Below are 25,779 nucleotides of genomic sequence, written 5' to 3'. Positions count from 1 at the left end.
TGCTTCTTAAGAAATGATTTTTACATTAATAAGTGCAGGAAAGAATGTTCTCCTCCTGCTGATGCTGGTGGCATTCCATAGAACGTGTAATACGTAAATCCCACGAATGAAACAAACATAAAACAGAAGAAAAGATTCAGATAGGTTCTTTCCGTAAGACGCATATAACCAAGGGCCAGGAAAATAGCCGTCAATCCAAAGAACAACAATGACATCGGGAATAATTTACCCCAGAAGGCCATAATAGCGATCATTAGTGTCCAGAAGCTAAGCACGCGAAACATGCGATCCATATGTATCCCCCCTTTTGGCAGAACTTTTTGAAAAGATTGTCGTTTTCATTATATAGGACATGTCAAGCAGTGTAAACGATTGAGGTTTGACAGAATTATGTCAGGTGCTCTTGTAAATCAGCGATCACATAATTGCATGACTCGCATCCACCAATCATGGACGTTTCAGGTACCAGCTCAATATCGCCAAAGTAGGCCTGAAAAATACCTTCTAGCATGGCGTGATGCATTTTGCAAATGTTGGCCGGATGTTTTTTAGCGATTTCTGAGAATGTACAGTTAAATACGCGGAAACGAACGTGACGATCGTCCATTACTTCGAACTGGGGACGTAATCCCTGTGCTAAAGCAAGTCGATAGATACAATCCAATTTGTCTTCAAGCGTGCGTGAAGGAGCCAGTCTGTTTGTGTCTTTTGCACGTTTAGCTGCTTCTAGACCCAAGCGTTTTCCCATCGTAATTAAAGCTTCCTGTCCTGCTACTCCCAAGGAAAGGAGTGATTCAATAGCAATGTCTGCCAAAAGCTGATAGTCTCTTGGAGGAAACTGCAGACTGACAACTTCTTCTGAAATAGAGTAAAGTCGACTTGGTCTCCCGCCCTTTCCGCTTTTGTCCAGTTGAGATTGGAGTAATTGAACGTCTTCCAATTTAGTTAAATGCAGACGGGCTACGTTAGGGTGAATGGAAAACTGTTCCGCCACTTCATGAACTGTTGTGGGTTTGCTTGAATCGGTTACATATTGATAGATAGAAAAACGTGTGGGGTCTGCGAGCGCACTGGTTAATTTTAGCGCCTTTTCCATAAGAATCCCCCCTTTCAAAAACATTCGTCTTATAGTGTAGCCCATTTCTAGTGAATTGTTAAGCTTCTGTTATATATCCTTGATTTGTAAATAATTTTTATTAAGATTTTATATTAAATACTATTGACATAGTGTTAAATAAAGGACTAGAATCTACTATATAAAGTAAAGTGACTTCATCATTAATATTACACCTTTATTACATGGAGGAATGCAATATGGCAACAGCTATGAAAGATGCAAATCTCGGTACCCTAACGTTTTTTACATATCCGAGTTGCACGTCCTGTCGTAAGGCAAAAGCGTGGTTGGCTGAAAACGGAGTAAATTACGAAGAACGTCACCTGTTCAAAAACCCACCAAGCGTGCGCGAACTTTTGGAAATTGCTAAGATGACGTCAAGCGGTTTGGATGAATTGTTATCGACTCGCAGTCAGAAGTTCAAAGATTTGGACATGGATATTAATGACATGACTGTATCTGAACTTTTGGAAATGTTGAGCGAAGATCCTGCATTGCTGAAGCGTCCCATCTTGACTGACGGTGAGCACCTAATTGTTGGCTACAACCAATCAGCGATGAAAGAATTTTTTCTATAAAAGGAATTGAGTAACTAATTGGATTTACTCGTTATTTTATCATTTATCCAAAGAATGTCCACATGATAACAGGGCTTGAACTGCTTTCCAGCACATTTGCGACAAGCCTGCATGCGTGGACATTTTTTTTGTTGTATAAAAAAATATAAAATTATATGAATAGTAATGTGCTGATTGCTACTATTTGATATGCGTGTAAAACGTTGAAAAATCCCTTTTCTACTGAATATAGTGAGGAAACGGGTTTTCGCGACGACCTTGTCCATACTACAATGGAGGAAGTTGCGAAGGGAGTGTTTGTCATGTACCAAAACATCTTAGTACATAAACAGAATGGTATCGCCGAGATTATCTGTAATCGTCCCCATGTACGTAATGCATTAAGCCTAGAGATGATTGAGGAATTGCAAGATGCTCTTACCACGTGCGAAAAGGATGCTTCTATAAAGGTGATTTTATTTACCGGAAAAGGTAGCGCATTTGTATCAGGAGGGGACTTGCATCAATTTGGAGCAGTTAAGGGAGCCGATTCCCTGCCTTTATTACAGAAGGCAGAGCAATTGTTAACAAGAATTGATTCCTTTCGTAAACCAACCATTGCGATGGTAAATGGCCCTGCTATCGGTGGTGGAGCCGAATTTGCCTGTGCTTGTCATTTTCGCTTTATGAGCGAACTAGCTGTCTTTGCTTTTGTGCAAATTAATATGCATATTACTACGGGATTTGGTGGGGGTAGTCGCCTTTTTGTGAAATTGCCAGAATCTAGAGCGTTACGTTTGTTGTTGACCGGGGAGAAGGTGGGACCTCAAGCAGCTTTACAGATAGGGTTAGTGGAAGGTGTGTACCAGGAGGACAAACTGAGAGAGAAGACGTTTGAATTTGCCGAAGCCATTGCTAGGCAACCATTGGAGAGTATTTCAGCTTATATGAACATGCTAGCTTGGAAGAAAAACGGTATATCGCTACCAGAATCCATTCAGTTGGAGCTAGAGCAATGTGCGACGTTATGGGGGAACAACGAACACCTTCACTATATATCCACATTTTTTCGTAAAAACGAATAGCTAGTTAAATAGATTCACTCCCGTTTAAAGAACAGTCAGCTTGGAGATACTTTTTTCTAGTAATTGCGATTCTAGAAGAGTAGGGAAAAGCATAGAATGAACTACATCGTTCTTATCAGTTAACGGGAGGGACTTTATATATGGTAGCTTCAAGACAAGATGCTTGGACGGAAGATGATGATCTGGTACTCGCAGAAGTAACACTTCGCCATATTCGCGAGGGTGGTACGCAGTTGGCAGCTTTTGAAGAAGTAGGGCAGCGGTTGGGACGTACCTCCGCCGCATGCGGTTTTCGTTGGAATAGCACTGTACGTAAACAATATGATGCCGCGATTTCCATAGCTAAGGCGCAGCGTCAACAAATGAAAAAGTTGGGACGAATTCAGCCAGATATCCGTGTAGATAATACAAAGCTTTCAAGTGAACCAATAGAAGCTAGTGCACCAGAGCCACGCGAAAAGCCGAAGAATGACCCAGTTTTGGATTCAATTATCTCCCAACAGTTTCATCTACACGAAAGCACTTCGCAGGCTCAGGAAATAAAGCCAGCGGTAGCTATGCCCATACCGACGTTTACACAGGCTATAGAAACCTCTAGAGCAGTGGGTGAGGAACAGCAGGTGGAGTCGGCTATAAGATTGTTACAAGGCTATAAAGATATTGTGCGTAGATCTAAGCAGTTAGAGCGAGAATTGGAACAACGAGAACGAGAAATAAAAGATTTAAAAGAACACAATTTACAGCTAAGAAAAAATTTAGAGGATCATATCGGGGTAAACAACGATTATAAAGCCCTGTTGCAGATCATGGATCGCGCAAGACGATTGGCATTTTTGAAAGAAGAGGAATCAACAAAGCCGGTCTTTAAAATGGATTCAAATGGCAACCTAGAACGGATTGAATAAACGATTAAAAGTTATGTGGATGAGCGGTCCTAGATGGGACCGCTTTTCGTTGAATGAAAAAGCAAGCTGACATAATGATGGGTCAGCTTACTCATAGGTAGGTAATAACTAGAAAAAAAGCTATTCTTGTAAACCTACCGTGGTAGGTAACCAGGCGTAGGGATTTTCTCCTCTATCGCGAACTGGGTTATATTTTACAGGGAAGAACCCCATTTTGGTCCAGAATTGATCTGCTCTACAACGAGAACTGGTTTTGATTGGTAAACCAAAGCTCTTGGCATGGTTGACTAGTGCAGTTCCATAATCATTGTCTCGATATTCTGGTAATACTTCTAGTTTCCATAATTCAAAATAATCTTGTTGTGGTTCAAAATAACGATCATATTTCGCGTCAATTTTGTATAGACTCATGCGGGCAACTAAACGATCCTCATGATAAATCCCATAGAAGGGAGATTCAGAGTCGTTTTCGATGATATTAGCTTGCAAATCTTCTTTCATAGACAGCTCCTCAAGACCGAACTCACGGAATTTTTGGAACTCTTCCAACGTTTTATAATTAATATGCAAGCGTACTACTTCATACATTTATATGGCCCCCTTTCAAAAATAACGTCTGCCTTTTTATTATACACGTGATTACCCGGAAATGCTCAAAATGAATACTGATAAGTGTGCTTAGAGGGAAAATTTCGTGTTATGAAAAAATTTCTACCTGATATCTAGAAGAATTGACGAATTAGTGGCAAAATAAAGAAGAGACTAATTTTTTGTGTGAAAAGGAGGGTGAGGTCGTGAAAAAGGTTTGTATCGCCAATCGGGGGGAAATTGCAAGACGAGTCATACGTACCTGCAAACAGATGGGCATAGCAACCGTAGCTGTATATTCCGATGCGGACAAAGACGCTTTATTTGTTAAAGAAGCAGATGAAGCAATTCGGATTGGACCGCCACCAGTACCACAAAGCTATTTAAATAAGGAGGCCATTATTTCCGCCGCCAAAGAAGCGGGTGCGGATGCTATCCATCCAGGCTATGGACTACTCTCTGAAAATAGTGAGTTTGCTGAGCGCTGTGAACAAGTGGGCTTACTCTTTATTGGGCCTTCTCCATCTGTCATCGAGCAAATGGGAGATAAGGTAAAAGCAAGACAACTCATGCGCAGAGCAGGTGTACCTGTTGTACCGGGTATTGAAGATCATCTAGAGACAGCGGAGGACGCAGTCCGATTAGCAGCTTCAATTGGATATCCGCTCATGCTTAAAGCGAGTGCAGGGGGCGGAGGCATCGGCATGCAGGTGTGTCATAGTGACGATGAGATGCGCCACGCATTCCTTTCAGCTAAAGGAAGAGCAAAAGCTTATTTTGGCAATGACACCATGTTTTTGGAGCGTTATATTGAGCAACCGCATCACATTGAAGTGCAAATTTTAGCAGACCAAAAGGGAAGCATCTTACACTTATTGGAACGTGAATGCTCCATCCAACGTCGACATCAAAAGGTTGTTGAAGAAAGTCCATCACCGTTTTTGGATGAAAAGACGCGGGCTAGTATTTGTGCAATGGCCGTAACAGCTGCCAAGGCGGTCGGATATACGGGGGCAGGAACTGTCGAATTTATTATGGATGGGGATCGCACCTTTTACTTTCTAGAAATGAACACTCGTCTGCAAGTGGAGCATCCCGTTACAGAAGAAATGATTGGACTTGATTTAGTCGAATGGCAACTTCGTATAGCTCGTGGCGAGGCATTATCTTTTACCCAAGAAGAGGTCAAAGCGAAGCAACATGCGATAGAACTAAGGATTTATGCGGAAGATCCCGTTACCTTTTTTCCATCACCTGGTACGATTACTGCCTATCACGTACCCCAGATGGAAAATGTTCGTATTGACGATGCAGTGGAAACTGGCACGATAGTGACCCCGTTTTATGATCCGATGATTGCTAAGCTGATCGTATCAGGCGAGACACGTGAACAGGCCGTTTTACTTGCACAGCAAGCGGTTCAGAGCTATAAAATTGAAGGGTTAAAAACTAACCTTTCGTTTTTGCAGGATGTTTTAGAGCACCCAGCCTTTCAAAAGGGATGCTACGACACCCAATTTATCCAACAAATGAGAGAACCTAAAGGAGTGTAAATGAGATGAAACAAGTAACAGCAAGTATGGCAGGAACGGTTATTCAATTATTGGCGCAAGCAGGGGCGGAAGTAAGTGCGGGAGCAGATGTTGTTATGTTAGAATCCATGAAAATGGAAGTGCCGATTCAAGCAGAGATTACTGGAAAAGTGGCGACGGTTAAAGTGAATGTGGGGGATTTTGTCAATGAGGGAGATGTTCTTCTAGAGTTAGAATAATTTTTTTGCAAACAAACTGAGCGATCGTTCGGTTGAGGAGCTGAATTCCTATGCAGATTACCGTGTATGAAGTAGGACCGCGAGATGGTTTACAAAATGAAGGGGCGGTCATCAGTACAGAACATAAAATCGAGCTGATCGAGAAGCTGGCACAATCGGGAGTCCGCCATATTGAAGCGACCTCGCTCGTGCATCCTAAATGGATTCCGCAATTGTCCGATGCCACGCAGGTTCTTGCTGGTATATCTCGATTAGATGGCGTTCACTATAGTGTGCTGACGCCTAACCTGACAGGTCTGCAACGAATAACTGCGAATCAGGTGGATGAGATAGCGATTTTCATGTCGGCCAGTGAAGCCCATAATTTCAAGAACATTAATAAAACACGGGAAGATACCTATGGTGTATTGGCAGAAGTGGCTGAAGAAGCACAAAAGATGGGGCTGCGGGTCCGCGGCTATATCTCTACTGTTTTTGGTTGTCCTTATGAGGGTGAGGTGTCTTTGACGGAAAGTATGCGAGTCGTGGAGAAGCTACTCGCTATGGGTGTGTATCAGCTATCCATCGGTGACACCATTGGAGTTGCAACTCCGCGGCAGGTACATGAGGTATTTGCTACTTTTGACAAAGAGTGGGGGGCTACCTGGTTTGCTGGTCACTTTCATGATACACGAGGAACAGGTTTAGCTAATGTGGTAGCGGCTTTGCAACATGGAATTAGCACATTTGACAGCTCGATTGGTGGCCTGGGGGGATGTCCTTATGCTCCCGGAGCTGCAGGCAACATTTCTACGGAAGATGTTGTGTACTTATTGCATGGAATGGGCTATGACACTGGAATTGATCTAGATAAGTTGGTTGAAGCAGGTCAATTCATTCAGAAAATCTTGGGACGAGAATTACCATCCAAAGTATTAAAGACGGCGACAGGGTGATAAGGAGGGGCGTATGAGCATTCAACTTGAAAGACAAGGTCAGGTGGGCATCCTTACCATTCAGCGTCCAGAGGTATACAATTGCTTAAATCTAGTGACGCTAGAGCGATTTCAGCGCCTACTGACGGAGGTAGCTACTGATGCAGAGATCCGTGTTGTAGTCATTACGGGAGCTGGTGACAAAGCCTTTTGTTCTGGAGCCGATTTAAAAGAGAGAAAAACGATGCAACAGTCACAGGTGCAGCAGTATATTCGCACGATCCGCGATGTATTTACCCAAGTGGAACGTTTGTCTGTACCGGTAATTGCTGCAATGAACGGGGTTGCTTTTGGCGGTGGTTTGGAACTTGCTCTTGCTTGCGATCTGCGTGTTATGAGTGAGACAGCACAAACGGGTTTAACCGAAACATCGCTTGGAATTATCCCAGGTGCTGGGGGGACACAGAGACTACCTAGATTGATTGGAAAAGGAAAGGCGAAGGAATTAATTCTGACAGCACGTCGCATTGGAGCCCAAGAAGCACTGGAAATTGGTCTGGTTAATCAAATAGCTCCAGTAGAACAGGTGCTAGATACTTCTCTTTCTCTTGCTCAACAGATAGCTTTGAACGCACCGATTGCCCTTGCTCAAGCTAAATGGGCGATTGATTTTGGCATGGAGGTGGACATGGCAACAGGATTAGCGATAGAGAGTAATGCATACCAAATCCTAGTTCCAACGAAAGACCGCCTAGAGGGACTTGTAGCTTTTGCAGAAAAACGGAAGCCCGTATATCGAGGGGAATAAGCTAGGGGGATAAAAGATGAGCCAATCAATGGAAGAGATATTGCGGCAGCGGATGGAACAAGTAAAACAAGGTGGAGATCCGAAATACCATGAAAAGCAAAAGGAACAAGGTAAGCTGTTTGTGCGTGATCGACTGACTCTATTGTTTGACCAGGGTGAGTATACGCTAGAGGATGGTTTGTTTGCGAACTATAAGGCGGGCGATCTACCGGCAGATGGAGTAGTCACCGCGATTGGTAAAGTAAATGGACAAACGGTATGCGTCATGGCCAACGATTCTACAGTGAAGGCGGGATCATGGGGCTCCAGAACGGTAGAAAAAATTATTCGTATTCAAGAGACAGCGGAAAAACTATGCGTTCCCCTGCTATATCTTGTTGATTCAGCGGGAGCACGTATCACAGATCAGTTGGAAATGTTCCCAGGTCGTCGTGGAGCAGGACGCATTTTTTATAATCAGGTGAAATTATCAGGTAAAATCCCGCAAATTTGCATCCTCTTTGGCCCTTCTGCTGCAGGAGGGGCATATATACCAGCTTTTTGCGATATCGTGATCATGGTAGAAAATAATGCAAGTATGTACTTAGGTTCTCCACGGATGGCTGAGATGGTTATTGGTCAAAAAGTATCGCTAGAAGAACTGGGCGGGGCTCGTATGCATTGTAGCGTGAGCGGTTGTGGGGATGTCCTAGCTGCAAGCGAACAAGAAGCTATTACATCAGCACGTCGTTATCTTGGCTTTTTCCCATCGCATTATCAACAACAACCGCCAGTGGTAGAAGCCAAATCTCCAGTAGAGACAGCAAAAGATATCAATGCACTCATCCCAGAAAATCAGAATGCGCCATTTAACATGTATGATTTGATTGATACGCTGGTAGACGATGGATCATTCTTTGAAATCAAAAAATTATTTGCTCAAGAGTTGATTACCGGTTTAGCTCGTTTAGACGGAAAACCAGTAGGAATTATAGCGAACCAACCACGTGTCAAAGGTGGCGTGTTGTTCGTTGATTCAGCGGATAAAGCAGCGCGCTTCGTGACCTTATGTGATGCCTTCCATATTCCTCTCTTGTTCCTTGCCGATGTGCCAGGATTTATGATCGGGACAGCGGTAGAGCGTGCTGGCATTATTCGCCACGGAGCTAAAATGATCTCAGCAATGGCTGAAGCGACTGTACCAAAAATTTCTGTTATTGTGAGAAAAGCCTACGGTGCCGGTCTGTATGCGATGGCTAGCTCTGCATTTGAACCAGATGCTACTCTTGCTTTGCCTCATGCACAAATTGCTGTGATGGGACCAGAGGCGGCCGTAAATGCTGTCTATAGTAACAAAATTCAAGCGATTGAGGACCCGCAGGAGCGTCAGGCATTTATTATGGAAAAACGTCAGGAGTATCAAGAGGATATCGACATTTATCTACTTGCTTCTGAATTGATTGTGGATGCTATTATTGAACCGTCTAACCTGCGAACTGAGTTAATCTGGCGCTTTGATGCTTACCAATGTAAACAGCAAACGTTTACCAATCGCAAACATCCGGTTTATCCAGTATAAAAAAGAAGGGACTCCGCAGTAGGGGTCCCTTTCTAGCCTTACTATAGAACGACGGGAATTCAATCCTTAAATAAATCTCCAACTCCGTTAATCATCCGCCGTTACCGGACTTTCCCATGCTAGACGCAATTTTACCTGCCAATCCGGCGATAGTCATGGTTTGTAGCCAGATTTTACCTGGACCACGTAAGGTTGTTAAAAATAGACCTTCTCCGCCAAAAATAACATTTTTAATGCCTTTAATACGCTCAATGCTCATATCAACAGAGGATTCATAGGCTGCAACATGGGCTGTGTCCACCTTAATGACCTCCCCGTGCTGTAATTCCATCTCAGCTACTTCGCCGTCGATTTCTAAAAAGACCATTCCGCGACCACTTAAACGCTGCATGATGAAGCCTTCTCCGCCAAAAAAGCCCGTACCTAGTTTTTTTTGGAAATGGATGGAGACATCAATGTTTTCTGTTCCCACCAAAAAGGCGTGTTTTTGAGCAATAATTTCGTATCCCGGTTGGATGGTTAACGGAATTATTTTACCTGGCGCTGCTGGCGCAAAAGCAATCATACCAGGTGTACGTTGCGCTTCAAAAATGGTGAAGGTCAAAGATTCTCCAGCAAACGCTCGGCCAAGAGATTTGAGCATGCCTCCCCTAAAGCTGGTGTCCATTTTGATATTTTCACTCATCCAAGTCATTGATCCCGATTCGGTAAACAGTCGCTCACCGGGTTGTAAGTTAAATTGGAGAGCTTGCATGGTAGAGCCCATAATATGATATTCCATACGTAACCCACCTTCTAGTTGTTTTCAAGGGGATTATAAGTTAGTTTTCAGAAACATTCCACAAAAAATTTTATGTAAGGCATTTTCCGCCTCGTGATTATTTGTTATGCTGATTGTATCTAACTTATGTGATAAAGGTTGGGAGTTTTTATGAAAATCGCAATCATTGGTGGCGGATCTGTTGGATTGTTGTTGGCTGCCAGATTGTGTCTAGCAGGTTCACAGGTGCAGGTGATTACACGTACGCGACAGCAGGCGGATGAACTAACTCAGTACGGTCTACTGTTGCGCTCCTTACAAGGCGAACAGAAACGAATTCACATACAAGCCGTCTCTATGGAGGGTGCCCTTCCAGAAGCTGATCTCTATGTGTTAGCGGTCAAACAGACAAGTCTCACTGAGGTATTGCCTGTCTTACGTAAACTTGCTCCGAGTGCACGCATTCTTGCTGTACAAAATGGCATGGGTCACGACGATCAACTGAAGGAGGTGCTGGCTCTTAACCAGATTTATCTTGGCGTTCATACCGAAGGGGCGCGACGCCACTCTTTTACGGAAGTGGAACATACGGGTAAGGGGATTTGGCAATTAGGTTCGATTGTCGGACAAGATCAGGAGTCACTCATCTTAGACCCAATAATCGAAGCATTCCTTTCTATGGGGGAGGTGGCTGGGCTTGACATCATGTATGTTTTAGACATTCATATGGTGATGTGGCGAAAGTTGATGGCGAATGCTGTCATTAATCCGCTGACTACTCTATTTGAAATTCCGAATGGTGCATTGCTTGATTCTCCAGATACAGTGAGCCTTATGAAAAGGCTATTTGTAGAGGCAAAAGAAGTCGCATCCTTACACGGGCAAAAAATTGACGAATCAACTTGGCAGGAAATTGTACAAATTTGCCGAAATACATCCAGAAATTATTCTTCAATGCTACAGGACCTGCTGAATTATCGTCCATTGGAGATTGAAGCAATCAATGGCTATATTGTAAAGCGAGGAAGAGAGCTTAATATAGCAACGCCACAGCAGGAGGCAGTATACAAAGCAACTCTTCTCAAAGCAGGCTTGATGGCCCAAAGGGGATAAGTCCATTGCTCTCTCTCTTTAAAAATTTTTGGGGTGTATTAACCATTTTTCCTTTCGTAGCTTTCATAATCACGTTCTTTACAGTATTTTTTTGGAAAAAACAGCAAAAAAAAGCTGTTGTGTGGTCTGTGAATATTACGAATATTTTTTTTGTTATTTCGGTTGCTCAGATCTACAAAGGAATATGGCCTGAAGCAGTTTCTGCTTGGATACTAATTCTATTGCTTCTCCTTGGCTTGGCAGGAATGCTGTTCTTTCTACAAATGAAGGTGCGCGGAAGGGTTTCCTGGAAGAAAATAGGTTTTTCTACTTGGCGAATTTCCTTTATCATGTTCGTGTTTACCTACTTCTATCTATTTACAACCGGCATCTATAAAACGATGCAGGCCGCGCATGTTGGTTTGTCTATCATGTAACGAAGGTTGGTGCATAGGATGACGTTACCCATAGAGCTAATAGGAAACAAAATTAGGGCCGTTCGTAAGGAAAAAGGATACACCTTGGAAGTTATGGCCTCAAAAACGGGTTTAAGCAAAGGCTTATTAAGTCAAGTAGAAAGAGGAATTTCACAGCCATCTTTGGAATCTTTGTGGCGCATCACGAAAGCCCTGGAGGCTCCGCTGATTCACTTTTTTGAAGATGTAGAGCAAAGTCATATCCATGTCGTTCGTAAAGATAAGCGTCGACAAATGGTGTTCCCTGACTCTACAGGCACATATTCGTTATTATCTGGCGGTGGTGCCTCTAAACTGGCAGTTATGGAGGTACGTCTACAGCCTGGAGAACAGGCGAAGGATGTCTTTGTCTCTCATGAGGGGGAAGAGTGTCTAGTCGTAGTAGAAGGTCAGTTGCAGGTTAAATTGACAGAGGATGAGTATCAACTGGAAGCCGGAGACAGTATTTATTTTGACAAGGCACAGTTACATACGGTTGCCAATGTGAGCGATGCGCAAACCATTGCTATTTGGTCCGTTTCTTCACCTAGATTTTAAAGATTGGTGATAAAAAATAAACTTTGCAGGACACTTCCAGGGAGGGGTCCTGTTTTTCGTGCTTGCTCGCCGTGCTATAATTTAAAATAACAATTTGAAAGGGCGAAAGTAGGGGACGAATGAATACTACAAAATGGCACGTACCAGCAGTAAATCCGTTTCAAAGCGATTTTCAGAAGGAAAGCTCTAGAGCTCTCTCTTTTTTTACATATGCTCCCTATGACTCTCAATCGTATGTCACGCGCATGCGTCATGTGTCTAAGCAAAGCTATCCGCATCGTAATTTGTTAGCGGATGCTCTGCATACCTATAATCAGGATATCGAAAATCATGAAGCGGCTTTAGACATGATAGAGAAGCTACGTGAATCTGATTCCTTGGTTGTGGTATCGGGTCAACAGGCAGGGCTACTTACGGGACCTCTTTATACCATATACAAAGCGATTGATGTCATTCAATTGGCTAGGCAGACCTCTGCACAGTTGGGTGTATCGGTCATTCCGATGTTCTGGATTGCTGGCGAAGATCACGATTGGGAAGAAATTAATCATTTTTATCAACAAACGCAAACGAAAGAGATTCGAAAAGTAAAAATAAAAGCAAAACATATTGGGAAACACTCTGCTACAGACATAGCTGTGGAACAAGCTGATATGTTGCGGGTCATCGAAGACTTCTTTGCTGAAGAAACCGAGACGGACTATAGCGAGACAATCCGATGTTGTCTAGAGGAGACGGCCCGATGCTCGCATACATTAGTGGATTGGTTCGCGTTACTGATGGCGCGCCTGTTTGGTTCGCACGGACTGGTGTTCATTGAATCCTCTCTACCTATTGTACGTCAGCTTGAGCAGCCTGTATTTGAACAAATCATACGGGAAAATGAGAAGATGAATGAGGCGTTATTACAGACACAGGCTGACCTGCGAGAAAAGGGTTATCCTGAGCAGCTCGACATTCAACCTCAACAAGCGAATTTCTTTTTCTATGAACAAAGAGAGCGTGTATTAATGGAACGGGTCGAAGGTGGGTTTCAAAGTAAAGATGGAGGCAATGTTTATACACAAACAGAATTGCTCGACATTCTTGAAGAAGCACCAGAGCGTTTTAGTGCCAATGTAGTAACGCGTCCCTTGATGCAGGAGCATTTATTACCAACCTTGGCTTTTGTTGGTGGTCCAGGGGAAGTCGCTTATTGGGCCTACTTTAAAAAGTATTTTGCCGCATTTGGCTATGAGATGCCTATCGTCTTGAAACGAACCTCTGTCACGTTGATGGAGGGTGCTCTAGAGAAAATTAGAGAACAAAAGCAAGTAAGTTATGAGACGCTATTTACCCGATTTACTGATTGGAAAAATGAGTGGCTACAATCGCTGGATGATCAGGGATTTGCTCAGCGTTTTGAACAGAAGAAACGTGAATTAAAGATGCAGTATCAGGATCTATTACAAGATATAGTAGCGTATGATCAGGGCTTGGCTCAATTGGCCCAAAAAAATGTAGAGCGTGTTGTACAGGATGTTGATTTTATGCAAAAGCGCACTAAAGAAGCTATTCTTTACAAACATCAAGTAGAGGTGGATCGAGTTCTGCGTTTAGAACAAGCCATCGTTCCTCAGGAAAACTGGCAAGAGCGCGTATATCCGATTTTTACGTATCTGAACCGCTTTGGACCTGATTTGGTGGATCGATTGGTGACTACAGCTTTCGAGCGCGATGGATCTCACCACGTTGTCTATCTATAATTTTTACCTATGTAACAGCGCTCGCATGAATGGAGCGCTGTTTTTGTCTATCCTATGCTTGCAAATAAGGTAGTCTCTGTTGTAGAATCACCCCAAATCAATTGCTTGCCCGGGAGGTACCCTATGAAAATAACATTACATCAAATTTCAAACAAAATAGGATTTCGCGAAAAGGAATTAGCAACTGCCATTCTAAATGGAGATGTGACAGGAGAAGTCCCTGACCAAAACCCACAATCAAAACTAGCCTGGGTTGATCTTTTATCATTACAAAATTATATGGAGTGGTTATACGAACAGGGGAATATAACGGAACAGAAGTTTTTGAAAGGGATTCGCCATATTGAACTGATCAAGCAAAAAATGCTGAAATGACGCAAAAATGATCAGATAGGCAATAGGCGAACATATCGGGTCTTAGATCATACACTGCCAATATAACCTGCAAAAGAGGTGTATCGGACAGTGCAGAAAAGACGAATCGGTATTTTAACTTATCGAAACGGCAAACGCTTTAATGAACCGTTATTCTTTCGGCATTTACTTGCAGAGGGAGAAAAGCTAGGGGCGACGCTGTTCTTATTTTCACCAAAAGATGTTTTTGAATCAAAACGTCAGATCAGAGGATTCATTCCTGGGCCGGATAAGACATGGAAAAGTAAGATGTTCGATTGGCCTGATATCGTGATAGATCGTTATCGTTATTACCCGAAACCACAGCATCAGGGGTATCTTTCTTTTCGCAAACGTCCGTTGTTTACCTATGCTAACAGTCGATTTAGTTCTAAATGGAATGTACATCAGGTGTTAAGTCAAGAGCCATCCATGCAACCGTGGTTACCGGAGACGTTTGCCTATGAAAGGGATGTATTGACCAGCATGTTACAAAAATATCCACTGGTTTATGTAAAACCGGCGCAAGGAACAGCTGGTCGGAGTATCTTGCGCATTAAACAGATTTCTTCTGGTTATGAGCTACTAGGGAGAGGCTTGCATTTAAATAAGGTTAGTCACAAGGTAAATAATCGCTCAGAACTTCATCGCTATGTACAAGACTGGGTAAAAACAGAGAGATTAGGTGAAGAGATTTTTCTTCTTCAACAAGGTTTGCAGCTTGAACTGATACCGGGACGAACTGTTGATACTCGCATTCTTATTCAAAAGACGGAGTGGGGCGAGTGGGAAGTGACTGGGCTTGGGATGCGCATAGGAGGAGAAAAAAGCTCTACCTCTAATTTACATGGGGGTGGGCTGGCTAAAGACGCGGAGCAATTACTTACAAAACGTTTTGGTAAGTCTCAAGCAACCAAGATCATTCATAATTGTTATGAGCTCGCTCATCAGACAGCTGAAGCAGTGGAAACTTCTTACGGACGTATGATCGAGTTGGGGCTTGATGTAGGGATTGACATATCAGGTTGTCCCTATTTAATTGAAATTAATCCGAAGCCTGGTCGTGATATTTTTCGTAAATTAAAACGTGGCAAGGTTTACAAAGAAGCGGTAGTCCGACCCATTCAATATGCGCTTTATTTATTGAAAGAACAATAGGCTATCCAACATAACTGATAGAGTATGGCGAACTGCACAAAAATTCAGCATAAAAGGTGATGTAATTCCTACCTATGTGGTAAGATATAGAAGAAGACGGGTTCACATTTATAGAAGGAGGGTTTTTAGCAAATGACTATAGTTCAAGAGAGCATCGTAAAAGACATGGCCCTAGCGCCTAACGGCCATTTAAAGATTGATTGGGTAAAAGAACACATGCCGGTATTAAACCGTATTCGGGAACGCTTTGAACAAGAGAAACCATTCGCGGGTAAAAAGGTAGCAATCTCACTCCATTTAGAAGCAAAAACAGCTTATCTGGCAAAAGTGGTTCAAGCAGGTGGTGCTGAAGTTACTATTACCGGTTCTAATCCTTTGTCAACACAAGATGATGTATGCGCTGCTTTGGTGGAAGACGGTATTCGCGTATTTGCTAAATACAATCCATCCGAAGAAGAGTATAAAGAACTCCTCATTAAAACGCTGGAAACTCGTCCTGATTTTCTAATTGACGACGGTGGGGATCTCGTTACATTATTGCATGGAGAACGCCGTGATCTATTAGAAAATGTAAAAGGTGGAGCGGAAGAAACCACGACAGGAATTCTACGCTTACGTGCACTTGAAAAAGAAGGCAAGCTTGAATTCCCGATGGTAGCTGTAAACGATGCTTATTGTAAGTATCTGTTTGACAATCGCTATGGTACGGGCCAATCCGTATTTGATGGCATCAATCGTACAACAAACCTAGTTGTTGCAGGTAAAACTGTAGTTGTAGCTGGCTATGGCTGGTGCGGTAAAGGTGTGGCGATGCGTGCAAAAGGCTTGGGTGCTAAAGTAATCGTAACTGAAATTGACGCAATTAAAGCTGTAGAAGCATATATGGATGGATTCGAAGTCATGTCTATGGATGAGGCAGCTAAACTAGGTGACTACTTCGTTACGGTGACCGGTAACCGCGATATTATCCGCAAAGCTCACTTCGAAAGCATGAAAGATGGGGCTCTTTTGTCTAATGCTGGGCACTTCGATGTCGAAGTAAACAAAGTGGAACTAAATGAATTGTCGACGAGCAAACGTGTTGTTCGTAAAGATATTGAAGAATTTGTCATGCAAGATGGCCGTAAAATTTACCTGTTAGCAGAAGGACGTCTCGTAAACCTAGCTGCAGGTGATGGACACCCTGCGGAGATTATGGATATGACTTTTGCTCTACAAGCAGTAGGTCTTGAATATGTTAGTAAAAACTACGAAGCAATTGGTAAAACTGTATTAAACGTACCGTATGAGTTAGATGAAACCGTTGCTCGTTATAAATTGGAAGCGCTTGGAAAAAGTATCGACAAATTGACTCCAGAGCAAAAAGATTACCTAGAAAGCTGGGTCGAATAGGTAAGAATTTCGCTGGGAAATGGCATCAAAAATTGAAGAAAAAAACCTGCTGACAAATAGCAGGTTTTTTTTCTATAATAAGGAGAGGCAAGAAGTGGGGAAAAGTGGGGGATAGTGGTGGCCCTCGGAAGGAAAGTGGGGAAGATGGAATGTTCATGGGTGAGTATCAACATAACATCGATGATAAGAACCGCCTGACAATCCCAGTTAAATTCCGTGACATGCTCGGTACGTCCTTCGTTGTAACCCATGGCCTTGATCGTTGTTTATTCGTCTACCCGATGGAAGAATGGAAGGCGTTAACAGAGAAACTAAAATCTTTGCCATTTACCAAAGCAGACGCTCGGGCATTTACCCGCTTTTTCTTTTCTGGTGCTACTGAATGCGAGTGGGACAAGCAGGGAAGGGTAAACATACCCCCTCATTTGCGAGAACACAGCCATCTTATAAAAGAATGTGTTATTATTGGCGTGCAGAATCGCATGGAAATTTGGGGTAGGGCAGAATGGGATGCGTATTCTTTGGAACAAGAACATTCTTTTGGCGAGATTGCTGAAAAGCTCGTTGATTTTAATTTATAGACTCGGGAGTGACGTCATTTTGTTTCACCATGTTACCGTTTTATTACAGGAAGCCGTAGAAGGATTACATATTCGTCCTGATGGAATTTATGTGGATTGCACCTTGGGTGGGGCAGGCCACAGTGCTTTGATTGCTTCAAAGTTAGGCGATCAGGGTAAATTAATTGCTATTGATCAAGATGATGTAGCACTTGCAAATGCCAAGGAAAAACTACAGTCATATGGAGATAAAGTGATTTTGGTAAAAAGTAACTTTAGCTATCTAAAGGATGTCGTGCAAGATTTAGGTCTTGATGGCGTAGATGGCGTCTTGTTTGATCTAGGTGTATCTTCTCCTCAGTTGGATGTGGAAGAGCGTGGATTTAGCTATAATGGCGATGCGCCTCTTGATATGCGTATGGATCAGCAAGCTGACCTGTCTGCTTATGACATCGTGAATGAATGGGAGGAAGCTGAGATATCCAAAATCATCTTTGCGTATGGCGAAGAGAAGTTTGCCCGTAAAATTGCCCGGCAAATCGTGCTTCATCGTGAGAAGGCGCCGATTGAAACAACTAGTCAGCTTGTAGAGATTATTAAGGAAGCAATTCCAGCTCCCGCTCGTCGTACAGGACCTCATCCGGCGAAGAGAACGTTTCAAGCAATTCGTATTGCCGTGAACGATGAATTAAATGTGTTCAAGACTGCGGTTTCAGACGCTATTGATATTTTGCGTCCGGGTGGTAGAGTGAGTGTCATTACTTTCCATTCTTTAGAAGACCGTATTTGCAAGCATGCTTATTTGGAAAAAGCACAAGGTTGCACGTGCCCACCGGGGTTCCCGCAATGTGTGTGCGGCAATGAACCGATTGTTAAGATTATCACAAGAAAGCCATTGTTACCGTCTGAAGAAGAACTTACGGATAATCCACGTGCCAGATCGGCCAAGTTGCGTATTGCAGAGAAAAAATAGCACTAGTACAAAACATATGAACGAGGAAGCCAGTTATACATAAGCAGGGGGGGAACTAGGTTGAGTTATTATTCCCGTGGGAATTTGGCATATGAAGTAAACAGACGATCGCCATCTCCAAAAAAGATGAAGCGCACTGTTAAAATCAGACCCGGGGTACCCACAAGTGAAAAATTGATGTACTTGCTGCTCATCTTTGCTTTGGTCATTGCTACAAGCATTATCGGCTTCCGTTATAATCAGATTTCACAAAATAACTACCAAGTTCAGCTGTTGAAAAAAGAGATTGAAGTTACCAAGGGCGAGATTGAGTCCATGCAATTAAAAGTGGATGAAATGAGCAATCCCAAGCGTATTGGAACCGAAGCGGAAAAAATGGGAATGGTTCTTGATATGAAATCGGTTCGCAATATGGGTGGTATTTCATTGGAAGAGAATAAAAAAGCCGATAAAACAAAACAAGCTGAAAAAGTTCAATAATGTTACTCACGCAAGAGGGAGTAACATTTTCTTTTTTGCCAGAAAGGAAGAGGGAAAGGTCCGTGACAACAAAAAAGCGAATGAACATGCGTATTTTACTTGTGGGAATGGGGATTTTGCTCGGATTTTTACTTTTGGTATCGCGTTTGTGGTGGGTACAGGTGGTAGAGGCTGGATGGATTATGGAAAAGGGAGAGGGCCAATGGAATCGCAATACGACCTTAATTCCTAAACGTGGGAGTATTCTAGATCGAAATGGTAGACTACTTGCTTTCGAGGGGCGGGCTTATAAAGTGGAAGCACAGGTGCGCCCAAAGGTCTTGGCAAATGGTCAAAATGACACGAAGGATTATGTGAAAGATCCAGTTATGACAGCACAGAAACTATCTACGGTCATAAATGAGCCACAGGCCAAAATATTAGAGCGTCTGACCAAAAATCCAAATGCAATATGGGTTGAACTAGGTCCTGAAGCTGCAAAATTAACCTTGGAGCAAAAGGAAAAAATTATAGCCATGCAGTACCCGCTAGATGAAAAAGGGGTAAAATCCCCGCAAAATCTATTGCCTGGAATTAAAATTTCGGAAACAACCAATCGCTTTTATCCTAAAGGGAAATTTGCCTCTCATGTATTGGGTTTTTTGGATAATGAGGGAAAACCTGTGATGGGGATTGAACGACAATTTAAGAACGAATTAAAAGGGGAAGAGGGCGTCCTGAAGACCGTGAAGGATGCTCTGGGTTATCAGTTGCCAGATGGGGAGACTGAGTTTAAAGCAGCTAAGGATGGCCAAAATGTAAAGCTAACCCTTGACGATCAGGTACAAGATTACGTAGAAGAGGCGTTAGACAAAACAGATGCGGCGTTCCATCCAAAAGGTATGACAGTTATCGTAGCTGATCCTAATACAGGTGAAATCCTCGCGATGGCCAATCGTCCGCAGCATGATCCAAACAATTACCGTAATATCGTTAATTATATGAATTTTGGTGTGAGTTATACGTTTGAACCCGGTTCAACGTTTAAGATCATTACGCTCGCAGCTTCTATTCAAGAAGGGGTATTTCATTCGAATTGGACATTTAAATCAGGAAATTACAAGGCTTGGAAGTCAGGACCAGCTATTTACGATCATAATCGTAGTGGATGGGGATCTATTACATATTTAAATGGTGTACAGCGTTCAAGTAACGTTCTGTTTGCTATGTTAGGTAATGAGAAGCTAGGACAAGCTAAGCTAGAGCATTATTTCAAAGCGTTCGGATTTGGAAAAGAGACGAAAATACAACTACCCGGTGAAGAAGTAGGAAACTTAACAAACGTTGAAAAACCAAATAAATTTTCTCCGCGTGACTTGGCTGTCACACCAATTGGACAAGGGGTAACCGTAACGCCAATTCAGCAGGTCATGGCTGTAGCTGCTATTGCAAATGGTGGTAAGTTGATGCAACCGCTCATTGTAAAGGAGCGTACAGACCCACGTACAGGTCAGGTGCTAGAACGCTATCAGCCTAAAGAAGTTTCGCGTCCCATCTCAGAAGAAACGGCACGTGAAACTCGCAAAATTTTGCAAACGGTCATTGATGGCGATATAAAATCAGGAGCGACAGGACGAGCTTTTAAATTGGAGAATTTTAGTGTAGCTGGTAAAACAGGTACGGCACAGAAGTATAATGAGCGAGGGAAAATTATTGATAATAAATATATTTACTCCTTTATTGGATTTGCTCCCGTAGAAAATCCGAGGTTGGTTGTCTATATTGTAGTTGATGATCCAGGCGGTGGAGTAGAATATTCACAAGTTAGCCGAATAGTTATCGCACCAATGTTTCAAGCGATTATGGAAAAAAGCTTGCAATATTTGCAAGAGAAGCCTGACCGAAGTACCTTGGCTGCACAAGCCGCTGTGGTGGAAGAGAAGCAGTTACCAGAGTCAACTGTACCACAACTAACAGGCATCCCTTTAACGGAAGCGAAGGAACGGGCAAAGCAGGCAGGTTTTAAGGTAGAAGTGGTTGGTGAGGGGACCAATGTCATTAATCAAATCCCGGCTCCCTATGAAAAAGTAGGGAGCACCACGACCTTACTTCTTGCCTCAGATGGTAAAGCCTCAATGAAAATGCCTAATTTTAAAGGGAAATCATTGCGAGAAGTGCTGGAGTATGGTAATTTGCTGAGCATTGCAGTAAATGCAACAGGTAGCGGATATGTAGTTGAACAAAATGTAGAAGCAGGTGCCATACTGACGGGTAAAGAGACCATTCAAGTAAAGCTTTCCCCTGCGTATGTATCTGTAGACAAGTAGTTCTAACACTCCTCTTTGCTGAATAGGGTAGGAAAAGACAAACCTTATTGGCAAGGAGGAGTGTTTGCTGTATGCGGGTTTCAAATGTTACCGTGCGTCGGCGAATATTCATCGCACTCGTGGTGGGAATATTCTTGTTTATGGCATTGATTTCGCGGCTTGGCTACATTCAGTTAGTTCAGGGACAATGGTTGCAGGATGAAGCCAATGACTTATGGAGCCGCAACGTAAAATTTGAAGCAAAGCGTGGTAACATCAAAGATCGACATGGTGAGGATCTGGTGAAAAATACAACGGTTCCTTCTGTGATGGCCATACCGGCACAAATAAAAAATCCTGAAGAGACAGCCAAGAAACTGGGGATCATTTTGGGTCAGTCGGATCAAAAGGTACTCACTGAAATCAGCAAACGCTCTCAAATGATCGTACGAGTTCCTGGGGGACGGAAAATTTCACAAGAGAAGGCTAAGGAAATACAAGCTCTTGCGTTACCAGGAGTTAAAGTAGCAGATGACTCTAAACGATTTTATCCAAATGGTTCGTTCTTAGCGCAAGTGCTTGGTTTTACAGGAATTGACAATCAAGGTCTAACTGGGTTAGAAAAGATGTATGATAAGATATTGACGGGTACACCAGGTCATGTATCTTTTCCTGCTGATGCTGGTGGGCGGGCTATGCCAGGGCACGCGGAGAAGTATGTGTCACCAGTCGATGGCATGGATATGTACCTAACGATTGACAAACAAATTCAAACCTTTCTGGAGCGTGAACTAGATCAGGCGATGGTTGCTTATCAACCAGACGATATTTTAGCGGTAGCGATGAATCCGAAAACGGGAGAGATTCTGGCTATGGCCAGTAGACCAACCTATAATCCAGACCGCTATCTAGAGTATGCACCAGATATTTATAACCGCAATTTACCTATTTGGAAAACATACGAACCAGGTTCTACGTTTAAAATTGTTACGTTAGCGGCTTCTTTAAATGAAAAGGTCATTGATTTAAAAGAGAACTTTTTTGATCCAGGTCATATAAATGTAGCAGGTACCCCCTTGCGTTGCTGGAAAAGGCAGGGGCACGGTTCAGAGACGATGCTAGAAGTAGTGGAGAACTCTTGCAACCCAGGATTTGTGACAATGGGACAACGCCTAGGAAAAGAAAGGCTGTTTGAATACATCAAAAATTTTGGGTTCGGGAAAAAAACCGAAGTGGATTTAATCGGGGAATCGAATGGAATCTTGTTTAAATTACAGCGTGTTGGACCCGTCGAATTAGGAACGACTTCATTTGGTCAAGGGGTATCCGTAACACCTATTCAACAGATGGCAGCCGTCTCAGCGGCAATTAATGGTGGCAAATTGATGAAACCGTACATTGCAAAGGAGTGGAGGGATAGTGTAACGCACGATATTATCGGTCGTACCATACCCACTCAAGTGCGCCAAGTTATTTCCGAGGAAACATCAAAACAGGTGCGTAGTGCATTGGAAAGTGTTGTATCTCGTGGAACAGGGCACAATGCCTATATTGAAGGCTATCGAGTTGGAGGAAAGACGGGTACTGCTCAAAAATCAGCTAATGGACATTATGTATCTAATGAATACATTGTTTCTTTTATTGGATTTGCACCGGCAGATGATCCACAGATTCTAGTATACGTAGCTGTTGATAATCCGAAAGCTCAAGCATTCGGGGGCACGATCGCAGCTCCTGTTGTTAAAAATGTGCTAGAATCCAGCCTGCCTTATCTAAATGTAGAGAAACGCACCAGTGATATCGAACGTGAGATTGCCTACGGAGATAAAAAGTATGTGGAGGTTCCTAACCTAGTAGGAATGGCCATAAAAGAAATTACCAATTCGTACTATACCATGCCTTTAGAAGTTTCCGGTAAAGGAACTCATGTGATTAAACAGTCTCCCAAACCGGGCATAAAGGTGGAAGAAGGCTCAAAAATTCGCGTATACCTTGGTGACAAAACGACTAATTAGCTATACAATAGATGTTCGTAGAGGGAGATAGCTTTTTATCTCCCCTTCTTATCGCTTTTCTACTTTTGAAACGAAACATCTTTTGTCTATACTAGTTGGAGATTGGGGTGCCATTGTATGTTGTTAAGGGAGTTACTTGCCCCCTTGCTAGTCAGTCACACAACAGGGGATGACCAAGTAGTCATCACTGGAATTACGGCTGATTCGCGTAATGTTAAGCCCGGGGACTTATTCATTTGCCTGTCTGGCTTTACGGTAGACGGTCATGAATTTGCTGCTCAAGCGGTGGAAAAGGGAGCAATCGCCATTATAGCTGAGCGTGAAATCGAGGTGGACAAAACAGTTGTCATCGTACCAGATTCAAGGCGGGCAATGGCATTCTTAGCGGATCGGTTCTACGGTTCTCCTTCACAGAAGCTAAAACTGATCGGTGTTACTGGAACCAATGGAAAGACGACGACCACACATCTGATTGATAAAATACTAACAGACCAACAGAAAAAGACGGGTTTGATTGGGACGATCCATATGCGCATTGGGGATCAAATTGAGAAGGTGAAAAATACGACACCTGATATTATTGATCTACAATCTAGTTTTCGTCGGATGTTGGAGATTCATACGGATTATGCCATTATGGAGGTTTCCTCACACGCTCTGGATATGGGACGTGTACATGGCTGCGACTATCTAACAGCGATTTTTACGAATATGACACAAGATCATTTGGATTATCATAAGACATTTGAAAACTACCGTCAGGCAAAATCACTATTGTTTGCCCAGTTAGGGAACAGCTACGATCAACAGTCCATGAAAACAGCGATCTTAAATGCGGACGATGAGGTGTCGAAGTATTTTGCTCATGTGACCCCAGCTCGCGTGCTTACATATGGGATAGATCAGCAAGCGGATGTGCGAGCTGTTTCTATTCGTATTACTTCTGCTGGAACTAGCTTTACCGTGCAAAGCTTTGCCGGAGAAGCAACAGTTAATATGAAATTAATGGGAAAGTTTAATGTTTATAATGCATTAGCAGCTATTACAGCTACCCTAGTGGAAGGAGTTCCACTGGCAGCTATTATTCAAAGCTTAGAGGATATTCCAGGGGTAGACGGCCGTTTTGAGCCTGTGTCACTTGGACAGGATTATGCTGTAATCGTAGACTATTCCCACACGCCTGACAGCCTAGAAAATGCACTGATTACAGCAAAGGAATTTGTAACAGGCCGACTGATCTGTGTGGCAGGTTGTGGTGGAAATCGTGATCGTACAAAGCGCCCAATTATGGCACAGATTGCAACGAAATATGCTGACTACAGCGTCTTAACTTCAGATAATCCTCGTTTTGAGGAGCCAGAAGCCATCTTGGCTGATATGGTAGGTGGGCTACAGGATGTCGATCAGGAACGCTTCATTACGATTGTGAATCGACGCGAAGCCATTTTGCATGCGATTTCGCAGGCAAAACCGGGCGACTGTGTTCTGATCGCAGGTAAAGGACACGAAACCTATCAAGAAAGTAAAGGTGAGATCTTTCCGTTTGATGATCGGGAAATAGCAAAGGAAGCTATCCATGAACAGAAAAGAAACGAACAACTATGACTACTCATTAGCTACTATGCAAGAAAGGAGGTAGGGGCATGCCATTTGATAATGTCTTATTTATAACAATCATCGCAGCCTTTCTCATTGCTGTTTTAATTGGTCCGCTGTTTATTCCCATGCTTCGCCGATTAAAGTTTGGTCAAAGCATTCGTGAAGAAGGCCCCAAATCTCACCAGAAAAAAGCGGGAACACCTACTATGGGGGGAACCATCATTGCTATGGCTCTCCTATTAACCGTGTTAAAATTTGCGAAGTGGGACACGGAGTTGTTGTTTCTGATTGTTGTTACGTTTGGCTATGGACTTATCGGTTTTCTTGATGACTTTATTAAAATTAAAAGAAAACATAATCTGGGATTAACTGCGAAACAAAAGTTTTTTGGTCAAATCCTATTAGCGATCGGTGCTTATTATTTACTCTTGCAGATGAATCATCCCACAACGTTGACGATTCCAGGAACGTCACTAGGTATTGATCTGGGGCTCTTCTACTTCCCGTTCTTAGTCTTTTTACTTGTGGGGAGTACAAATGCTGTTAACCTTACAGACGGCTTAGATGGCTTGTTGGCAGGTTCAAGTGCAATTGCCTTTGGAGCATATGCGATCATAGCTTGGAATGCATCTAATATGGATACGGCCATCTTCAGTGCAGCAGTGGTTGGTTCTGTCCTAGGTTTCCTAGTCTTCAATGCACATCCAGCACGTGTATTTATGGGTGATACAGGTTCGCTTGCTTTAGGGGGAGCGTTGGCCGGGATTGCTATCATGACCAAAACAGAATTGCTACTGGCGATTATCGGAATTGTTTTTGTCATTGAAACGCTATCGGTCATTATTCAAGTTGTATCTTTCAAAACTCGCGGAAAACGAGTTTTCCGTATGAGCCCCTTGCATCATCATTTTGAGCTTACTGGTTGGTCTGAGTGGCGTGTGGTGGTCACATTTTGGCTTGTTGGCATTCTATTTGCCGGATTAGGTGTTTATTTAGAGGTGATACGTTAAC

The 25,779-nt window shown here is 43.0% G+C and carries 26 protein-coding genes; 22 read left to right on the top strand and 4 right to left on the bottom strand.

Going from position 1 to position 25,779, the window contains the following annotated elements; translation table 11 throughout:
* Nucleotides 1–20: 20 nt before the first annotated feature.
* Both EEL30_24635 and EEL30_24630 read right to left on the bottom strand, forming a co-directional pair.
* Nucleotides 21–293 (bottom strand): DUF2626 family protein, encoded by a 273-nt coding sequence (locus tag EEL30_24635; GenBank protein ID QDX95200.1) that lies wholly within the window; start codon nucleotides 291–293, stop codon nucleotides 21–23.
* 95 nt (nucleotides 294–388) lie between these two features.
* Nucleotides 389–1,096: a transcriptional regulator gene (locus EEL30_24630; protein QDX95199.1), complete on the bottom strand. Its 708-nt coding sequence runs from the start codon at nucleotides 1,094–1,096 to the stop codon at nucleotides 389–391.
* Between the two features lie 230 nt (nucleotides 1,097–1,326).
* On the opposite strand from EEL30_24630, the gene EEL30_24625 reads away from it, so the two are divergent.
* From EEL30_24625 to EEL30_24615, 3 genes are all read left to right on the top strand, one after another.
* Nucleotides 1,327–1,695 carry a Spx/MgsR family RNA polymerase-binding regulatory protein gene (locus EEL30_24625; protein ID QDX95879.1) on the top strand — a complete coding sequence of 123 codons (369 nt, stop codon included), beginning with the start codon at nucleotides 1,327–1,329 and terminating at the stop codon, nucleotides 1,693–1,695.
* 272 nt (nucleotides 1,696–1,967) lie between these two features.
* On the top strand, nucleotides 1,968–2,759 hold the full coding sequence (locus tag EEL30_24620) for an enoyl-CoA hydratase/isomerase family protein (protein QDX95198.1): 792 nt from the start codon (nucleotides 1,968–1,970) through the stop codon (nucleotides 2,757–2,759).
* A gap of 140 nt (nucleotides 2,760–2,899) precedes the next feature.
* A complete protein-coding gene (locus tag EEL30_24615; protein ID QDX95197.1) occupies nucleotides 2,900–3,664 on the top strand; it encodes an RsfA family transcriptional regulator in 765 nt (254 codons plus the stop codon).
* Nucleotides 3,665–3,784: 120 nt separating this feature from the next.
* On the opposite strand, the gene EEL30_24610 is transcribed toward EEL30_24615, so the two are convergent.
* Nucleotides 3,785–4,252 (bottom strand): N-acetyltransferase, encoded by a 468-nt coding sequence (locus EEL30_24610; GenBank protein ID QDX95196.1) that lies wholly within the window; start codon nucleotides 4,250–4,252, stop codon nucleotides 3,785–3,787.
* A gap of 206 nt (nucleotides 4,253–4,458) precedes the next feature.
* Between EEL30_24610 and EEL30_24605 the strand changes: the two genes are divergently transcribed.
* From EEL30_24605 to EEL30_24585, 5 genes are read left to right on the top strand one after another with little or no spacing between them, the layout of a single operon-like run.
* On the top strand, nucleotides 4,459–5,805 hold the full coding sequence (locus tag EEL30_24605; GenBank protein ID QDX95195.1) for an acetyl-CoA carboxylase biotin carboxylase subunit: 1,347 nt from the start codon (nucleotides 4,459–4,461) through the stop codon (nucleotides 5,803–5,805).
* Between the two features lie 5 nt (nucleotides 5,806–5,810).
* Nucleotides 5,811–6,023 carry a biotin/lipoyl-binding protein gene (locus EEL30_24600; GenBank protein ID QDX95194.1) on the top strand — a complete coding sequence of 71 codons (213 nt, stop codon included), beginning with the start codon at nucleotides 5,811–5,813 and terminating at the stop codon, nucleotides 6,021–6,023.
* A 50-nt stretch (nucleotides 6,024–6,073) separates the two neighbouring features.
* Nucleotides 6,074–6,958 carry a hydroxymethylglutaryl-CoA lyase gene (locus EEL30_24595; GenBank protein ID QDX95193.1) on the top strand — a complete coding sequence of 295 codons (885 nt, stop codon included), beginning with the start codon at nucleotides 6,074–6,076 and terminating at the stop codon, nucleotides 6,956–6,958.
* A gap of 13 nt (nucleotides 6,959–6,971) precedes the next feature.
* On the top strand, nucleotides 6,972–7,745 hold the full coding sequence (locus EEL30_24590) for an enoyl-CoA hydratase (protein QDX95192.1): 774 nt from the start codon (nucleotides 6,972–6,974) through the stop codon (nucleotides 7,743–7,745).
* A 16-nt stretch (nucleotides 7,746–7,761) separates the two neighbouring features.
* Entirely contained in the window at nucleotides 7,762–9,303 is a 1,542-nt protein-coding gene (locus tag EEL30_24585; GenBank protein QDX95191.1) for an acyl-CoA carboxylase subunit beta, read from the top strand.
* A gap of 91 nt (nucleotides 9,304–9,394) precedes the next feature.
* Here the strand turns inward: EEL30_24585 and EEL30_24580 are convergent, their stop codons facing one another.
* The gene (locus EEL30_24580; protein ID QDX95190.1) at nucleotides 9,395–10,084 is read right to left on the bottom strand and encodes a TIGR00266 family protein; all 690 of its coding nucleotides are present in this window, start codon (nucleotides 10,082–10,084) and stop codon (nucleotides 9,395–9,397) included.
* 150 nt (nucleotides 10,085–10,234) lie between these two features.
* On the opposite strand from EEL30_24580, the gene EEL30_24575 reads away from it, so the two are divergent.
* From EEL30_24575 to EEL30_24510, 14 genes are all read left to right on the top strand, one after another.
* Nucleotides 10,235–11,176 (top strand): 2-dehydropantoate 2-reductase, encoded by a 942-nt coding sequence (locus tag EEL30_24575; protein QDX95189.1) that lies wholly within the window; start codon nucleotides 10,235–10,237, stop codon nucleotides 11,174–11,176.
* Nucleotides 11,177–11,181: 5 nt separating this feature from the next.
* Nucleotides 11,182–11,592, top strand: a complete 411-nt coding sequence (locus EEL30_24570) for a DUF3397 family protein (GenBank protein ID QDX95188.1) — start codon at nucleotides 11,182–11,184, stop codon at nucleotides 11,590–11,592.
* Nucleotides 11,593–11,610: 18 nt separating this feature from the next.
* Nucleotides 11,611–12,168 (top strand): XRE family transcriptional regulator, encoded by a 558-nt coding sequence (locus EEL30_24565; protein QDX95187.1) that lies wholly within the window; start codon nucleotides 11,611–11,613, stop codon nucleotides 12,166–12,168.
* Nucleotides 12,169–12,287: 119 nt separating this feature from the next.
* Nucleotides 12,288–13,913: a bacillithiol biosynthesis cysteine-adding enzyme BshC gene (gene bshC / locus EEL30_24560; protein ID QDX95186.1), complete on the top strand. Its 1,626-nt coding sequence runs from the start codon at nucleotides 12,288–12,290 to the stop codon at nucleotides 13,911–13,913.
* Between the two features lie 123 nt (nucleotides 13,914–14,036).
* Nucleotides 14,037–14,288: a hypothetical protein gene (locus tag EEL30_24555; GenBank protein ID QDX95185.1), complete on the top strand. Its 252-nt coding sequence runs from the start codon at nucleotides 14,037–14,039 to the stop codon at nucleotides 14,286–14,288.
* A 90-nt stretch (nucleotides 14,289–14,378) separates the two neighbouring features.
* Nucleotides 14,379–15,464 carry a YheC/YheD family protein gene (locus tag EEL30_24550; GenBank protein QDX95184.1) on the top strand — a complete coding sequence of 362 codons (1,086 nt, stop codon included), beginning with the start codon at nucleotides 14,379–14,381 and terminating at the stop codon, nucleotides 15,462–15,464.
* Between the two features lie 132 nt (nucleotides 15,465–15,596).
* Nucleotides 15,597–16,856, top strand: a complete 1,260-nt coding sequence (locus EEL30_24545) for an adenosylhomocysteinase (protein ID QDX95183.1) — start codon at nucleotides 15,597–15,599, stop codon at nucleotides 16,854–16,856.
* Nucleotides 16,857–17,005: 149 nt separating this feature from the next.
* Nucleotides 17,006–17,437 (top strand): transcriptional regulator MraZ, encoded by a 432-nt coding sequence (gene mraZ / locus EEL30_24540; protein ID QDX95878.1) that lies wholly within the window; start codon nucleotides 17,006–17,008, stop codon nucleotides 17,435–17,437.
* A 19-nt stretch (nucleotides 17,438–17,456) separates the two neighbouring features.
* On the top strand, nucleotides 17,457–18,389 hold the full coding sequence (rsmH, locus tag EEL30_24535) for a 16S rRNA (cytosine(1402)-N(4))-methyltransferase RsmH (protein ID QDX95182.1): 933 nt from the start codon (nucleotides 17,457–17,459) through the stop codon (nucleotides 18,387–18,389).
* A 60-nt stretch (nucleotides 18,390–18,449) separates the two neighbouring features.
* A complete protein-coding gene (gene ftsL / locus EEL30_24530) occupies nucleotides 18,450–18,869 on the top strand; it encodes a cell division protein FtsL (GenBank protein ID QDX95181.1) in 420 nt (139 codons plus the stop codon).
* 62 nt (nucleotides 18,870–18,931) lie between these two features.
* Nucleotides 18,932–21,175 carry a PASTA domain-containing protein gene (locus EEL30_24525; GenBank protein QDX95180.1) on the top strand — a complete coding sequence of 748 codons (2,244 nt, stop codon included), beginning with the start codon at nucleotides 18,932–18,934 and terminating at the stop codon, nucleotides 21,173–21,175.
* 71 nt (nucleotides 21,176–21,246) lie between these two features.
* On the top strand, nucleotides 21,247–23,169 hold the full coding sequence (locus tag EEL30_24520; protein QDX95179.1) for a stage V sporulation protein D: 1,923 nt from the start codon (nucleotides 21,247–21,249) through the stop codon (nucleotides 23,167–23,169).
* A 117-nt stretch (nucleotides 23,170–23,286) separates the two neighbouring features.
* A complete protein-coding gene (locus EEL30_24515; GenBank protein QDX95178.1) occupies nucleotides 23,287–24,774 on the top strand; it encodes a UDP-N-acetylmuramoyl-L-alanyl-D-glutamate--2,6-diaminopimelate ligase in 1,488 nt (495 codons plus the stop codon).
* A 38-nt stretch (nucleotides 24,775–24,812) separates the two neighbouring features.
* Complete coding sequence (locus tag EEL30_24510) at nucleotides 24,813–25,778, top strand: phospho-N-acetylmuramoyl-pentapeptide-transferase (GenBank protein ID QDX95177.1); 966 nt, start codon at nucleotides 24,813–24,815, stop codon at nucleotides 25,776–25,778.
* Nucleotide 25,779 lies beyond the last annotated feature (1 nt).

It is taken from the genome of Brevibacillus laterosporus (assembly GCA_007833815.1).
GTDB classification, from domain to species: Bacteria; Bacillota; Bacilli; order Brevibacillales; family Brevibacillaceae; genus Brevibacillus_B; species Brevibacillus_B laterosporus_D.
Note: the sequence above shows the minus strand (reverse complement) of the source record. Positions and strands in the feature narration are given on the sequence as shown.

Bases quoted from the DNA above. Each gene is read 5' to 3' on its own strand.
- EEL30_24580 (QDX95190.1), bottom strand. From the start codon at position 10,084: ATGGAATATCATATTATGGGCTCTACCATGCAAGCTCTCCAATTTAAC.
- EEL30_24555 (QDX95185.1), top strand. From the start codon at position 14,037: ATGAAAATAACATTACATCAAATTTCAAACAAAATAGGATTTCGCGAA.
- EEL30_24590 (QDX95192.1), top strand. From the start codon at position 6,972: ATGAGCATTCAACTTGAAAGACAAGGTCAGGTGGGCATCCTTACCATT.
- EEL30_24635 (QDX95200.1), bottom strand. From the start codon at position 293: ATGGATCGCATGTTTCGCGTGCTTAGCTTCTGGACACTAATGATCGCT.
- EEL30_24515 (QDX95178.1), top strand. From the start codon at position 23,287: ATGTTGTTAAGGGAGTTACTTGCCCCCTTGCTAGTCAGTCACACAACA.
- EEL30_24610 (QDX95196.1), bottom strand. From the start codon at position 4,252: ATGTATGAAGTAGTACGCTTGCATATTAATTATAAAACGTTGGAAGAG.
- EEL30_24585 (QDX95191.1), top strand. From the start codon at position 7,762: ATGAGCCAATCAATGGAAGAGATATTGCGGCAGCGGATGGAACAAGTA.
- EEL30_24630 (QDX95199.1), bottom strand. From the start codon at position 1,096: ATGGAAAAGGCGCTAAAATTAACCAGTGCGCTCGCAGACCCCACACGT.
- bshC (QDX95186.1), top strand. From the start codon at position 12,288: ATGAATACTACAAAATGGCACGTACCAGCAGTAAATCCGTTTCAAAGC.
- EEL30_24600 (QDX95194.1), top strand. From the start codon at position 5,811: ATGAAACAAGTAACAGCAAGTATGGCAGGAACGGTTATTCAATTATTG.
- EEL30_24545 (QDX95183.1), top strand. From the start codon at position 15,597: ATGACTATAGTTCAAGAGAGCATCGTAAAAGACATGGCCCTAGCGCCT.
- EEL30_24510 (QDX95177.1), top strand. From the start codon at position 24,813: ATGCCATTTGATAATGTCTTATTTATAACAATCATCGCAGCCTTTCTC.
- EEL30_24595 (QDX95193.1), top strand. From the start codon at position 6,074: ATGCAGATTACCGTGTATGAAGTAGGACCGCGAGATGGTTTACAAAAT.
- EEL30_24520 (QDX95179.1), top strand. From the start codon at position 21,247: ATGCGGGTTTCAAATGTTACCGTGCGTCGGCGAATATTCATCGCACTC.
- EEL30_24620 (QDX95198.1), top strand. From the start codon at position 1,968: ATGGAGGAAGTTGCGAAGGGAGTGTTTGTCATGTACCAAAACATCTTA.
- EEL30_24615 (QDX95197.1), top strand. From the start codon at position 2,900: ATGGTAGCTTCAAGACAAGATGCTTGGACGGAAGATGATGATCTGGTA.
- EEL30_24575 (QDX95189.1), top strand. From the start codon at position 10,235: ATGAAAATCGCAATCATTGGTGGCGGATCTGTTGGATTGTTGTTGGCT.
- EEL30_24625 (QDX95879.1), top strand. From the start codon at position 1,327: ATGAAAGATGCAAATCTCGGTACCCTAACGTTTTTTACATATCCGAGT.
- mraZ (QDX95878.1), top strand. From the start codon at position 17,006: ATGTTCATGGGTGAGTATCAACATAACATCGATGATAAGAACCGCCTG.
- EEL30_24565 (QDX95187.1), top strand. From the start codon at position 11,611: ATGACGTTACCCATAGAGCTAATAGGAAACAAAATTAGGGCCGTTCGT.